The sequence below is a fragment of the Spiroplasma syrphidicola EA-1 genome (assembly GCF_000400955.1).
Lineage (GTDB): Bacteria > Bacillota_I > Bacilli_A > Mycoplasmatales > Mycoplasmataceae > Spiroplasma > Spiroplasma syrphidicola.
Genome location: NC_021284.1, coordinates 245,570 through 258,412 on the forward strand (window position 1 = coordinate 245,570; position 12,843 = coordinate 258,412).

The 12,843-nt window shown below is 33.2% G+C and carries 23 protein-coding genes; all 23 read left to right on the forward strand.

The genetic code is table 4. The features are described from left to right. The first annotated feature begins 2 nt into the window (after nucleotides 1–2). The gene (gene rplP, locus SSYRP_RS01115) at nucleotides 3–416 is read left to right on the forward strand and encodes a 50S ribosomal protein L16 (protein ID WP_016340474.1); all 414 of its coding nucleotides are present in this window, start codon (nucleotides 3–5) and stop codon (nucleotides 414–416) included. A 2-nt stretch (nucleotides 417–418) separates the two neighbouring features. Next, nucleotides 419–1,360, forward strand: coding sequence for a 50S ribosomal protein L29 (gene rpmC / locus SSYRP_RS01120; RefSeq protein WP_016340475.1), 942 nt, complete (start codon nucleotides 419–421; stop codon nucleotides 1,358–1,360). After that, nucleotides 1,357–1,617: a 30S ribosomal protein S17 gene (rpsQ, locus tag SSYRP_RS01125; RefSeq protein ID WP_041611857.1), complete on the forward strand. Its 261-nt coding sequence runs from the start codon at nucleotides 1,357–1,359 to the stop codon at nucleotides 1,615–1,617. The genes rpmC and rpsQ overlap by 4 nt, the downstream gene beginning before the upstream one ends. Nucleotides 1,618–1,637: 20 nt before the next feature. Continuing rightward, on the forward strand, nucleotides 1,638–2,006 hold the full coding sequence (rplN, locus tag SSYRP_RS01130) for a 50S ribosomal protein L14 (RefSeq protein WP_016338616.1): 369 nt from the start codon (nucleotides 1,638–1,640) through the stop codon (nucleotides 2,004–2,006). A gap of 10 nt (nucleotides 2,007–2,016) precedes the next feature. Further along, the gene (rplX, locus tag SSYRP_RS01135; RefSeq protein WP_016340476.1) at nucleotides 2,017–2,337 is read left to right on the forward strand and encodes a 50S ribosomal protein L24; all 321 of its coding nucleotides are present in this window, start codon (nucleotides 2,017–2,019) and stop codon (nucleotides 2,335–2,337) included. A 19-nt stretch (nucleotides 2,338–2,356) separates the two neighbouring features. Further along, complete coding sequence (gene rplE, locus SSYRP_RS01140; protein WP_016340477.1) at nucleotides 2,357–2,896, forward strand: 50S ribosomal protein L5; 540 nt, start codon at nucleotides 2,357–2,359, stop codon at nucleotides 2,894–2,896. Between the two features lie 12 nt (nucleotides 2,897–2,908). Further along, nucleotides 2,909–3,094: a type Z 30S ribosomal protein S14 gene (locus SSYRP_RS01145; RefSeq protein WP_016338619.1), complete on the forward strand. Its 186-nt coding sequence runs from the start codon at nucleotides 2,909–2,911 to the stop codon at nucleotides 3,092–3,094. Nucleotides 3,095–3,112: 18 nt separating this feature from the next. Further along, the gene (gene rpsH / locus SSYRP_RS01150) at nucleotides 3,113–3,502 is read left to right on the forward strand and encodes a 30S ribosomal protein S8 (protein WP_016340478.1); all 390 of its coding nucleotides are present in this window, start codon (nucleotides 3,113–3,115) and stop codon (nucleotides 3,500–3,502) included. Nucleotides 3,503–3,523: 21 nt separating this feature from the next. Further along, a complete protein-coding gene (rplF, locus tag SSYRP_RS01155) occupies nucleotides 3,524–4,063 on the forward strand; it encodes a 50S ribosomal protein L6 (RefSeq protein ID WP_016340479.1) in 540 nt (179 codons plus the stop codon). 21 nt (nucleotides 4,064–4,084) lie between these two features. Then, nucleotides 4,085–4,438, forward strand: a complete 354-nt coding sequence (gene rplR, locus SSYRP_RS01160; protein ID WP_016340480.1) for a 50S ribosomal protein L18 — start codon at nucleotides 4,085–4,087, stop codon at nucleotides 4,436–4,438. A 194-nt stretch (nucleotides 4,439–4,632) separates the two neighbouring features. Then, the gene (gene rpsE / locus SSYRP_RS01165; RefSeq protein ID WP_041611925.1) at nucleotides 4,633–5,118 is read left to right on the forward strand and encodes a 30S ribosomal protein S5; all 486 of its coding nucleotides are present in this window, start codon (nucleotides 4,633–4,635) and stop codon (nucleotides 5,116–5,118) included. 15 nt (nucleotides 5,119–5,133) lie between these two features. Next, on the forward strand, nucleotides 5,134–5,571 hold the full coding sequence (gene rplO, locus SSYRP_RS01170; protein WP_016340482.1) for a 50S ribosomal protein L15: 438 nt from the start codon (nucleotides 5,134–5,136) through the stop codon (nucleotides 5,569–5,571). Continuing rightward, entirely contained in the window at nucleotides 5,568–6,989 is a 1,422-nt protein-coding gene (secY, locus tag SSYRP_RS01175) for a preprotein translocase subunit SecY (RefSeq protein ID WP_408020055.1), read from the forward strand. The genes rplO and secY overlap by 4 nt, the downstream gene beginning before the upstream one ends. 18 nt (nucleotides 6,990–7,007) lie before the next feature. Beyond that, entirely contained in the window at nucleotides 7,008–7,646 is a 639-nt protein-coding gene (locus SSYRP_RS01180) for an adenylate kinase (protein WP_016340484.1), read from the forward strand. A gap of 17 nt (nucleotides 7,647–7,663) precedes the next feature. Further along, nucleotides 7,664–7,882, forward strand: coding sequence for a translation initiation factor IF-1 (gene infA, locus SSYRP_RS01185; protein ID WP_016338627.1), 219 nt, complete (start codon nucleotides 7,664–7,666; stop codon nucleotides 7,880–7,882). Nucleotides 7,883–7,905: 23 nt separating this feature from the next. Further along, nucleotides 7,906–8,019: a 50S ribosomal protein L36 gene (rpmJ, locus tag SSYRP_RS01190; RefSeq protein WP_016338628.1), complete on the forward strand. Its 114-nt coding sequence runs from the start codon at nucleotides 7,906–7,908 to the stop codon at nucleotides 8,017–8,019. A gap of 16 nt (nucleotides 8,020–8,035) precedes the next feature. Continuing rightward, nucleotides 8,036–8,401, forward strand: coding sequence for a 30S ribosomal protein S13 (gene rpsM, locus SSYRP_RS01195; RefSeq protein WP_016340485.1), 366 nt, complete (start codon nucleotides 8,036–8,038; stop codon nucleotides 8,399–8,401). 18 nt (nucleotides 8,402–8,419) lie between these two features. Further along, the gene (gene rpsK, locus SSYRP_RS01200) at nucleotides 8,420–8,809 is read left to right on the forward strand and encodes a 30S ribosomal protein S11 (protein ID WP_016340486.1); all 390 of its coding nucleotides are present in this window, start codon (nucleotides 8,420–8,422) and stop codon (nucleotides 8,807–8,809) included. A gap of 14 nt (nucleotides 8,810–8,823) precedes the next feature. After that, nucleotides 8,824–9,777, forward strand: coding sequence for a DNA-directed RNA polymerase subunit alpha (locus tag SSYRP_RS01205; RefSeq protein WP_016340487.1), 954 nt, complete (start codon nucleotides 8,824–8,826; stop codon nucleotides 9,775–9,777). 15 nt (nucleotides 9,778–9,792) lie between these two features. Further along, complete coding sequence (gene rplQ, locus SSYRP_RS01210) at nucleotides 9,793–10,152, forward strand: 50S ribosomal protein L17 (protein WP_016338632.1); 360 nt, start codon at nucleotides 9,793–9,795, stop codon at nucleotides 10,150–10,152. A 61-nt stretch (nucleotides 10,153–10,213) separates the two neighbouring features. Then, nucleotides 10,214–10,957 carry a type I methionyl aminopeptidase gene (map, locus tag SSYRP_RS01215; RefSeq protein WP_016340488.1) on the forward strand — a complete coding sequence of 248 codons (744 nt, stop codon included), beginning with the start codon at nucleotides 10,214–10,216 and terminating at the stop codon, nucleotides 10,955–10,957. A gap of 90 nt (nucleotides 10,958–11,047) precedes the next feature. Further along, a complete protein-coding gene (locus tag SSYRP_RS01220; protein WP_016340489.1) occupies nucleotides 11,048–12,019 on the forward strand; it encodes a glycosyltransferase family 2 protein in 972 nt (323 codons plus the stop codon). Nucleotides 12,020–12,036: 17 nt separating this feature from the next. Next, complete coding sequence (locus SSYRP_RS01225; protein ID WP_016340490.1) at nucleotides 12,037–12,816, forward strand: RDD family protein; 780 nt, start codon at nucleotides 12,037–12,039, stop codon at nucleotides 12,814–12,816. The last annotated feature ends 27 nt before the right edge of the window (nucleotides 12,817–12,843 follow it).

Below are 12,843 nucleotides of genomic sequence, written 5' to 3' on the forward strand. Positions count from 1 at the left end.
AAATGTTATTACCAAAAAGAACTAAATACCGTCGCCCTCATCGAATTAGTTATGAAGGAAAAGCCAAAGGAAATACAACAGTTGACTTTGGAGAATATGGGTTACAATCACTTGATGGAGCTTGAATTACAAACCGTCAAATTGAAGCAGCTCGTATTGCTATGACACGTTATATGAAACGTTGAGGAAAAGTTTGAATTAGAATTTTCCCCCACATGGCAAAAACTAAAAAACCATTAGAAGTACGGATGGGATCAGGAAAAGGGGCCCCAGAAGACTGAGTAGCAGTAGTTAAAACCGGAACAATTATGTTTGAAGTAGCAGGTGTTTCGGAAGAAACTGCGCGTGAAGCTTTACGTTTGGCAATGCATAAGTTACCAGTGAGATGTAAAATTGTTAAAAAAGGAGAAGAATAATTATGATTAAGGATTTAAACAAGAAATCTGTTGAAGAGTTAAAAAAACTTGAAGAAGAATCAAGAGCAGAATTGTTTGCGTTAAAATTCCAATCAGCAATGGGAAACCTAGAAAAACCTGATCGAATTAGCAAATTAAAAAAACAAATCGCTCGTATTCTAACTATTCTATCTGCTCGTCGTATTGCGGGAGAAAATACTGCAATTAACGTTAAAGTTGATCTAAATGAAACTTATGCCAAAATTGAAAAAGAATCACAACAATTTGCCAAAGAACGTAGAGCCAAAATTGAAAAAATGATGGCTGAACAAAGTGGTGAAGGTAATGGTGAACTTGATTTAATGAATTTATCATTAGATGACGCAATGGGAGATTTAACATCACCAAGCGAAGAAGAAACATCATCACCAGCACCAAAGGTGGCGGCTAAGCCGGCTGTTGCTAAAGCTGAACCAAAAACAGCTGAAGTAAAACCAGCACCAAAAGCTGAAGCAGCACCAAAAGCTGAAGCAGCACCTAAAGTTGCACCAAAGGCCACAGCAAAAGTTGAAAAACCAGTAGTTGAAAAACCAGCGGTGGAAAAAGCACCAAAGGTGGCGGCTAAACCGGCTGTTGCTAAAGCTGAACCAAAAACAGCTGAAGTTAAAGCAGCAGCTTTAAAAGCAAAAACAGCAGCAGCACCAAAAGCACCAAAAGTAGCTGCACCAGCGCAACCTAATGCAAAAGAAAAATTATCAGAATTAAAAAATTCATTAGGATCAAAAACAGCGGTGGGACGTGGAACTGGTGTTAAAATCGATTTAAAAACAAAAGATAAAGATCCAAATGCAGAAATGTATACATATGGAACAAATTGACAAGAAAACCGCGATAAAATCATCGCTGCAACAACAAAAAAACCAACAACCGACAAAGACAAAGATAAGAAAGGGACAGACAAATAATGGAAAGAAATAATCGTAAAGTTTTATATGGACGCGTTGTATCTGACAAAAGTGATAAAACAATTGCTGTCTTAGTTGAAACCTACAAAAATCACCCCCTATATGGAAAACGTGTTAAATATTCAAAAAAATATTTAGCTCATGATGAACAAAACCAAGCTCACATTGGAGACAAAGTAAGTATTATGGAAACTCGCCCGTTATCAAAAATTAAACGCTTCCGTTTAGTTGAAGTTATTGAAAAAGCAATTGGCTAAGCAAAGCGAGGAATGAAGAAATGATTCAACAAGAGTCGCGCTTAAGAGTTGCGGATAATACTGGGGCAAAAGAAGTTTTAGTAATTAAAAACTTAGGGGGTTCATGACGTAAGTTTACGAATATTGGGGATATTGTAGTATGTACTATTAAAAAAGCTGTACCTGGCGGAATGGTTAAAAAAGGACAAGTTGTTAAAGCGGTTATTGTGCGAACAAAACGTGGATTGAAAAGAGATGATGGAACTCAAATTCAATTCTCAGAAAATGCAGTTGTAATTATTAAAGAAGATAAATCACCACGTGGAACACGTATTTTCGGACCAATTGCACGGGAAGTTAAAGAAGCTGGATTTGTTAAAATCGCTTCATTAGCACCAGAAGTATTATAGGAGGCTAAGCATGAATAAATTTAAATTTAAAAAAGGTGACTTAGTTAAAGTTATAAGCGGAAAACATAAAGGTGTTGAAGGTCCAATTATGAAAGTTTTACGTGAAAAAAATCGTGTGATTATCAAAGGAATTACAAATACAAAACATGTTAAACCATCGCAAGACAATACTGAAGGGGGAATTCAACAAGTTCCAGCCTCAGTTCATATTTCAAATGTTGCATTAATCGACCCAAAAAATAAAAAAGAAACAACAAAAATTGGTTATCAAGTTAATGACAATGGTAAAAAAATCCGTGTGGCTCGTAAATCGAAAGCGCACTTAGCTTAATAAAGGAGAATAATTAGAGATGATTCGTTTAGAAGAAAAATACAAAAAAACAATTGCCAAAGAATTATTCAAAGAGCAAGGATATAGTTCAGTAATGGAAGTACCAGTTGTTAAAAAAATTGTTGTTAATATGGGAGCCGGAGATGCAACAAGCAATGCAAAAGTAATCGAAGATATTACAAATGAATTAGGATTAATTACTGGTCAAAAAGCAGTAATTACTAAAGCAAAAAAATCAATCGCATCATTTAAACTACGTGAAGGAATGCCAATTGGGGCGAAAGTAACTTTACGTGGTAAAAAAATGTATGAGTTTTTAGATAAATTAATTAATATTGCTTTACCACGAGTAAGAGACTTCCGTGGGGTTAGTTCATCAGGATATGATGGACGAGGAAATTACACATTAGGAATTAAAGAACAAATCATTTTCCCAGAAATTGATTACGATAAAGTAAAAAAAGTTCGTGGGATGGATATTACAATTGTTACAAATGCCAAAAACAATCAAGATGCACACGCATTATTAGTAAAAATGGGAATGCCATTTAAAAAATAGGGGGATCGAGACATGGCGAAAAAATCATTAAAAGTTAAACAACAACGTCATCCAAAATTTAAAACACGTGGATATACTCGTTGTGGACAATGTGGTCGACCACATGCCGTTTTACGTAAATATAACTTATGCCGTATTTGCTTTAGAAATTTAGCATACAAAGGCCAAATTCCTGGGGTAAAGAAAGCTTCATGGTAGAAAGAGAGACTGAAAATTATGATGATTGATACTATCGCAGATATGTTAACTAGAATTAGAAATGCGAACCAAAGATTACACAAAAGTGTAGCAATGCCTTCAAGTAAAATGAAAGTAAGAATTGCGGAAATTTTAAAAGAAGAAGGATACATTGAGGACTTTAAAGTTGAAGGGGATGCTAAAAAAGAGTTAACATTATCGCTAAAATATAAAGGTAAAACAAAAGTTATTTCAGGATTAAAAAGAATTTCAAAACCAGGTTTAAGAGTTTACGTACCCGTTGAAAATGTCCCTCATGTTTTGAATGGATTAGGAATTGCAATTATATCTACAAGTAAAGGAATTATGACAGACAAAGCAGCGAAAAAAGCTCACTTAGGTGGCGAAGTAATTGCTTATGTGTGATAGAAAGATACAGGATTAGAGAAAATGTCACGTATTGGTAATCGCGAATTAAAAATTCCAGCAGGAGTAGAAGTAACAATTCAAAATAATAGTGTGATCGTAAAAGGATCAAAAGGGCAATTAGAACAAGCAATCCCAAGTGTAATTAAAGTAGAAAACACTGATGGTGTAATCACAACAAAAAGAAGCAATGAAATTAAACATACAAAACAACTACATGGAACAATTAACTCACTAATTCAAGGAATGCTTGAAGGAGTAAGTAAAGGGTTCAAAAAAGAATTAGAAATTAATGGGGTTGGATATAAAGCAGCCTTACAAGGGGATAAAATTACCCTAAACTTAGGATATTCACATCCAATTGAATATAAAATTCCGCAAGGAATTACTGTTACAATCCCAAAACCAACACAAATTGTTGTCGAAGGAATTTCAAAACAATTAGTTGGCGAAGTCGCTGCAAACATCAGAAGTTATCGTAAACCAGAACCTTACAAAGGTAAAGGGATTAAATATAAAAATGAATACATTATTCGTAAAGAAGGAAAATCAGCTGGTAAATAACAGCAAAGGAGTAGAAGAAAAATGACAAATTCACGTAGTAAAAATCGTAAAAGAAGACATTTCCGTGTTAGAGCAAAAATTAGCGGCACAACCTCTATTCCACGTCTGAATGTATTCAAATCAAATGGACATTTTTATGCCCAATTAATTGATGATGTTAAGCAAGCAACTATCGTATCAGCCTCAACTTTAAAAATGGCTGATTTAAAATCAACAAGCAATATTGCCGCAGCTGAAAAAGTTGGGCAAGAAATTGCAAAACAAGCGATCGCTAAAAAAATCACAACCGTTGTATTTGACCGTGGAGGGTATTTATACCATGGAAAAGTAAAAGCATTTGCAGAAGCTGCTCGTCAAGCAGGACTGAAGTTTTAAGAAGGAGAGTTAGGATAATGGCAGATAAAAAAGAAAATGTTGTAGAACAAACAACACCAGTTGAAAATTCACCAGTTAAAGCAGAAGGTAATAGTGTTGGAACAAGAGAAAACCAAAACGGACAAACAGGATTTGCTCCTCGTCGCGATGGCAATCAACGTTGAGATAAAAACAATGATCGTCGTCGTAACAATTTAGAAGAAAATCCGTTTGAAGAAAAAGTTGTTACAATTAATCGTGTTACAAAAGTTACAAAAGGGGGGCGTCACTTCCGTTTCGCTGCTGTTGTTGTAATTGGTGATAAAAAAGGCCGTGTTGGCTTTGGAACAGGAAAAGCAAATGAAGTTCCTGATGCGATTAAAAAAGCAATTAAAGAAGCGAAAAAACAACTTGTTCGTGTTCCAATTGTTGGAACAACAGTTCCTCATGAAGTAATTGGCCACTTTGGTTCATCAAAAGTTTTAATTAAACCAGCCAAAAAAGGGACTGGAGTTATTGCTGGAGGACCAGCACGAGCAATTATTGAATTAGCAGGATTAGCAGATGTTTATACAAAATCACTAGGATCAAATACACCAATTAATATGATTAGAGCAACGCTTGAAGGATTAAGAGAACTACGTACAATTGACCAAATTAGTAAATTACGTAATAAAACCCCTGAAGAATTAAAAGGATAAGAAGAGGAATTGATCATGAAATTAAATGAATTACAATATACAGAAGGTTCACGTCATAGCAAAAAACGCTTAGGTCGTGGGACTGGATCAGGAATCGGAAAAACTTCAGGGAAAGGGCATAAAGGTCAAAATGCTCGTAGTGGGGGAGGAGTTCGTCCTGGCTTTGAAGGGGGACAAACACCAATCTTCCGTCGTTTACCTAAAGTAGGGTTTACAAGCTTAAATAAAAAAGATTATACAATTCTAAACTTAAATGATTTAGAAACAATTAATTTAACTGATGTAAATCACAAAACTTTAGTTGAAAAAAAAGTAATTAAAAATGAAAAAGCATTAATTAAAATCTTAGGTAATGGTAAAATTACTAAGACAGTTAATGTAAAAGTTAACAAAATTTCAGCTAGTGCTAAAGATGCAATCGAAAAAGCTGGCGGGAAAGTTGAGGTAGTATAGTTGTGAAAACTAAGGCTAAAAAACAGAAAAAGGAAATAAGTTTGACAAAATCTTCAAGTTTCTTTGTTAAAAACAAAGATTTGATTAAAAGAATTTTATTTACAATTATGGTTTTAGTAATTATTCGTTTGGGTAGTTACTTAACTGTCCCTGGGGTTCAGGTTTCTGATAACTTTAATAGTAATGCAGAATCAGAACAATTCTTTGCGCTAATTTCAATGTTAGGTGGGGGAACACTAGGTCAATTTTCAATTTTAGCCTTAGGGGTATCACCATATATTACCGCCTCAATTATTGTCCAATTATTATCGACTGATGTAATTCCACCGCTATCGCGTTGAGCAAAAAGTGGGGAAAAAGGTCGAAAAAAATTGGATCGTTTAACAAAATGATTAACAATCCCCTTTGCAATTATGCAGGGGATTGCGACTATCTTTACAATGGCTAACCAAGGTTTAATTACCCCAAAATGAACATCAAGTGATTTTGGAACAGGAAGCCCAATCTTCTATTACATTTTAATTCCTTGTGCTTTGATTGCCGGAACAATGTTAATGTTGTGAATGGCAGATCAAATTACGATTAAAGGAATTGGAAATGGGGTTTCGTTAATTATTTTTGCCGGAATTGTTGCTAAATTACCAGAAAATTTAATGACAACTTTCAAATTCTGAATTTCAGGGCAAGAAGATATTAACTTATTGTTTGATGGAATCCTAAAATTCTTAGGATATGTCATCATGTTCTTATTAGTAATTCTCTTTGTCGTAATGTTAAATGAATCGGAGCGAAAACTACCAATTCAACAAACGGGAAGTGGATTATCCGCGGGGGGTCAAGAAGAGACCAAACCGTTCTTACCATTAAAAATTAACTCTGCTGGAGTTATCCCTGTTATTTTTGCCTCAGCATTAATTTCAGCGCCAATTACTGTTGCCCAAATCATTAGTGTTAATAATCCAACAAATGGTTTTGTGTGATTTAGTAATAACTATTTATCATTTAATACGTGACCTGGAATTATTATTTATGCTGTTTTAACGATTTTATTTACATTCTTGTATTCACAAGTGCAAATGAATCCAGAAAAGATTGCCGAAAACTTTCAAAAAGCGGGAACGTTTATTCCCGGAGTACGGCCAGGAAAAGAAACAGAAAAATATATTAAAGGGACAATTAATCGTTTAAGTATTTTAGGATCAATTTTCTTAGCGGGAATTGCCGTCTTACCATACATTATTAGTAAATTAACATCCTTACCAAGTGCTTTAGCAATTGGAGGAACCGGGTTAATTATTATGGTTTCAGTTGCGTTAGAAACAGTTCGTCAAGTTAAAGGACGAATTACTCAACAAGCCTTTATTGATAAAAAAGCCGAAAGTATTATTAATGACAAAAACGATTCATATTTGTGATAGAAAAGGAAAAATATTGTAATGAAAAACATTATTTTATTAGGAGCGCCTGGGAGTGGGAAAGGTACACAATCAGAACATTTAATTCAAGAATATGGCTTTCATCATCTTTCAACGGGCGATATTATTCGCAAAAATATTCACGATAATACCGAATATGGTCAATTATGTAAAAAATATTCCGAAGAAGGGAAGTTAGTTCCTGATGATATTATGATTGCAATGGTTGAAGACCATTTAAAAAATTTGCAAGGAAGCATCATTTGAGATGGCTTTCCACGCACAATTAATCAAGCGCAAAAATTAGACCAATTATTGGCAAAATTAGGACGTAAGATTAACCATACATTATATTTTGAAATTGATGAAAGTAAGCTAATTGCCCGTATTACTGGGCGACGCATTTGTCCAAAATGTGGTAAAACATACCATTTAACAGCTTTACCACCAAAACAAGAAGGACTTTGTGACCTTGATGGAAGCGCTTTAATTCAACGCGCTGATGATAGCGTTGACAAAATTACTGTTCGTTTAGCGGCTTATCATAAAGATACAGCCCCATTAGTGGATTATTATTTACATCAACAAAATTTAACGGTCATTGATGCTGATATGACGGGACATGCCGTTTGAGATCAAATCGTGGCGGTACTTAAATAAAAAGGAGGTAATATTGAATGGCCAAAAGTGATTTATTAGAAGTCCAAGGGACAATTTTAGAAGTATTACCAAATACAATGTTTAAGGTGAAATTAGAAAATGGCGCAGTTATTCTTGCCCACGTTTCTGGTAAAATCCGGATGAATTACATTCGCATTTTACCAGGGGATGCGGTAACTGTTGAAATGTCACCTTACGATTTAGAACGTGGGCGAATTATTTTTAGACATAAATAGAAAATGTAAAAGGAGACAGCACGATGAAAGTACGATCATCTGTAAAAAAAATTTGTGACAAATGTCGTGTAATTAGACGAAAAAGTCGTGTTATGATAATTTGTCAACAACCAAAACACAAGCAAAGACAAGGTTAATAGAGGAGGAAGTTAAATGGCACGTATTGGCGGAGTAGATATTCCAAATGATAAGCGAGTAGTTATTGCATTAACTTATATCTATGGAATTGGGAAACCATTATCACAAGAAATTTTAAAAAGAGCTAGCATCTCAGAAGATGTTCGCGTTAAAGATTTATCAGAAGATGAATTAACAAAAATCAGAAATGAAATTGCAAAATATAAAACTGAAGGGGACTTACGTCGAGAAGTTGCTCTAAACATTAAACGTTTAATGGAAATTGGAAGTTATCGCGGAATGCGTCACCGTAAAGGGTTACCAGTTCGTGGACAATCTTCAAAACAAAATGCTCGAACAGTTAAAGGACCACGTAAAACTGTGGCTAATAAGAAAAAATAGGTAGAGAGGAGAATAATTATGGCAGGTAAAAAAACAGTTAGCAAGAAAAAAGCGAAAAAAAATATTCTGAAAGGAATCGCCCATATTCATTCAACTTTCAATAATACAATTGTGACAATTTCAGATGAAGCAGGAAATGTAATTTCTTGATCATCAGCTGGCGCAATGGGATTTAAAGGAAGTAAAAAATCAACACCATATGCAGCGCAAATGGTTGCTGAAGCAGCTGGGAAAGCAAGTCAAGAACACGGAATGAATAGTGTTCAAGTTGAAGTTAAAGGTCCGGGACCAGGAAGAGATGCTGCCGTGCGTAGTATTCAAGCAATTGGGTTAGAAATTACTTCAATTAAAGATGTAACTCCAATTCCTCATAATGGGGCAAGACCACCAAAAAGACCAAGAGGATAGGAGATAGATACTTAATGAAACAATTTATTAGACCAGAATTTAAATTACAAGCTGAAGATAAGACAAATAATTATGGTAAATTTTTAGTTGAACCATTAGAACGTGGTTTTGGGATAACTTTAGGTAATGCTATTCGCCGAACACTATTATCCGCAACACCAGGAGCAGCTGTTTTTGCTGTGCGGATTAAAGGGGCATCACATGAATTTACAGCAATCCCAGGGGTTGTTGAACATGTGACAAAGATTATTTTAAACATTAAAAATTTAGTGTTAATTATCAACCAAGATATTATTCCTGACGGAGAATCAGTAATCTTAAAAATTTCTTCAACAAAAGAAGGAGAAATTTTAGCAAAAGATATTATTTTACCAGCCGGTGTTGAAGTTGTTAATCCAAGTCTTCATCTTGCAACAATTTCAAAAGGGGGAAGCTTAGAAATTGAATTACATGCGCGTAATTCACGGGGATATAAATCATTTAATGACAATAAAAAAGAAAAAAAATATGCTGATTTAATTGTTATTGATTCAAATTATTCACCAATTCAAAAAGTTTCTTACAAAGTTGAACCAACAAAAGTTGGGAAAAATGCTGATTTAGAAAAATTAGAATTAGAAGTTCAAACAGATAGTTCAATTACCCCAGTTAATGCGGTGGCAATGGCAGCGAAAGTTTTAACAGAACACTTAGAATTCTTTGTTAACTTAAATGAAGCTATTAAAGCAACTCAAATTATTTCGTCAGAAACTGAAACAGAAGAAGATGAATTAGATCGTAGTATTGATGAATTAGAGTTTACACAACGTTCACAAAATTGCTTAAAACGAGCAAAAATTGATACATTACGTGATTTAGTTTCAAAAACAGAAGATGAAATTCAACAAATCCGTAATTTAGGGAAAAAATCATTAACAGAAATTAAAGAAAAAGTTGCCCAATTAGGGTTACACTTTAGAAGAGATTAGTAAGGAGGAGTTCAAATGTCATATCAACAAAAAAGAGGAAAAAACACTTCATGAAGAAATGGTTTAATGCGTAATTTAGCAACAGAATTAATTATTCATGAACGCCTAGAAGTTACTGAAACAAGAGCAAAAGAATTACGTAAACATGTTGATAAACTAGTTACTTTAGGAAAACGTCAAGATTTGCATTCACGTCGTCGTGCGGCAAGTTTCTTACGTAATATTGATGCAAATGAAAAAGAAACAGCATTACAAAAATTATTTGATGGTGTCGCTAAAAAATATAAAAATCGTAATGGTGGATACACTCGAATTCTGAAGTTAGATAATCGTAAAGGCGATAATGCCCCAATGGTAATTATCGAATTAGTATAAAAACTAATGGCAACATTAGTTTTTTTATTTTATAATTAAAAGGAGAAAAGAGGAGAAAAAGATGGTAACAATAAAAACCACACAAGAAATTAACTATATGCGTAAAGCTTGTGAAACACTAAAATTAATTCATGAAGAATTAAAAGCAATGATTAAACCAGGAGTAACAGGATTAATGTTAAATCAAAAAGCCGAAGAAATTATTGCTGCGAATGATTGTGTCCCAAATTTTAAAGGCTTATACAATTTTCCAGCTTCAATTTGTGTTTCGTTAAATGATGTTTTAGTCCATGGGATTCCTGATCATCGTCCCTTTCAAGATGGCGATTTAGTATCTGTTGATGCAGGATGTGCTTATCAAGGTTATAATTCCGATGGGGCTTTTACTGTCATTGTTGGGAGTCCAAAAGATCCAATTGATGAAAAATTGGTTTTGGTTACCAAAACATCATTGGATAAAGCAATTGCGATTTTAAAACCCGGAGTTAGAATTGGGGATATTAGTGCCACAATCCAAAGTTATGTTGAAGAAAATGGCTTTTTTTTACCAACCGAGTTTACAGGGCATGGGATTGGCCGTAATTTGCATGAAGATCCCCATATTCCCAATAGTGGTCCAGCTGGGGTTGGGATGCGTTTACAAGCGGGGATGACAATTTGTATTGAACCAATGGTCCAAATTGGGACAAAAGAGATTAAAATGCTTAGTGATAATTGAACGCCTGTTTCAAAAAATCGTTTAAATAGTGCCCATTTTGAGCATACAATTTTAATTACCGATGAAGGTTGTGAAGTATTAACATAATCAAAGATAATTACTAAAATTGCATTCGACAATAAAAAAATAGCTTTAAAATGTTATAATAAAGGTATGAAAAAGGAGAAGGATGTTTATATGTTTTTATCATTTCTTATTGTCGCGCAGAATAATCCAGTTAAATTAATTAAAACACTTAGTTCAATTGGGGCGCAAACAGAACAAGATTTTGAAGTTATTTTAGTTGACGATACTGGTTTTCAACCAAAATCAGTTGTTTTAGACTTTATGTCAGAACATTTTTATCAATTTAACAATCAAATCAAAGTAATTACCAATTTACGTAGTCAAGGTTTTTCATATTCAATGAATACAGGAATTAATAATGCCAGTGGCGATTATATTGTTTTTGTTAAAGAAGGTGAAGTTCTTCATGAAAATCTTGTTGAAACATTGAAAAAAACAGTAGCAGAATTTAGTACTAATAATAAAACAATTAATCTTTTAGAATTTGGGATTCAATATGCTAATCTGAAGAAAAATAGTTATAGTCGTTTAGCAACTGATAAATTATTATCACCAAAAACAAATAAAGAAGTTTTAGCATACGTGCATCCTTTATTGCATACAAAAGCTTTTAACCGCGAAATGTTAATTAAAAAACAAATTTACTTTGTTAATTATACTCGCAACGAAACATTCTTTATTTATAAAGTTTTAGCTTATGCTGATGGGGTTGTGGCAGTTAAAGATATCTTAGCTGACTATGATTTAGAACAAGTTAAATACAGTGTTTTTGATTTATTAAAACAATGAGTTCATATTTTTAACTTTTATCGTGAACATAGTTTGTATAAAGAATATTATGATGAATTAGAATATGCTTATGTTCGTTTCTGTTTAGTGTCATTTTTACGATTAGTGCGTTTACAACATAATAAACAATTGGCAATTAAAGCAATTAATAGTGCAGAAAATAAAGTTGATCGCCGAATTAAGTCGTTTATGAAAAATAAATATGCAAAAAATATTAGTGAACCAAAATTCCGAATAATTGCTGAAGATATTAAAGGTTATATTAAAGCATGACGCTCTGAATTTACTAGATAAGAGTTTTTAACGTTAATATGAAAATTATTACCCAAAAAACAGTTGATGACTTACCAGAAGTTAATGAACAAACTGTAAAAAAACCACTACCTTCAACAGAGTCTGAACCTTCGGAACTAGATTATTTTCTTTTAGCCTCACCGTGAAGGATCATTTTAGCCCGTTTTTTTGATATTATTATTGCCAGTATTTTGCCGTTAGTCTTATCAATAACAATGGTGAAGTGGAATCCGACCTATGCGATTTGGGGGCCAATTTTATTAATTGTCATAACTTTTATTTTTTTATTTCTTTACTTTATTATCGTACCATATTTGTGGGGTGGCAAAACTTTTTGTAAATGAGTTTTGCGAATTAAACTAATTTGTTTAAATCAAAAAATAACTTTTTTAGCCTTGTTTGTTCGGGAAACGTTAATTATTTTTATTCCGTGGCTAATTGAATTATTATTTGATTTTGCCTGCATTATGATTTTTAAAATAAATATTATTGATCTTTTCAAAAATAAAACAATTGATGCCCCAATTGTCGTTGTTATTATGAAAATAGTTGTAACATTTTATTTTTTATGATATCTAGGTTTAGTTTTTGCCGTCATTTTTAATAAAGACCATCAAATTTTACTTGATCGGCAATCAAAATTAATGATTGTTAAAATAAAACCAAAAGAAGCGGTAGTTACAAGTAAACCAGTTAAAAAACTGATTAATCGGGATAAAAAACATGTCCATTTAGGAACAGACCAGCCAGGAAATTTAACGGATGAAGCGTTAAAAGAAATTGATGAACTAACATAATATTGGTTAATATTATATATAAAGGAG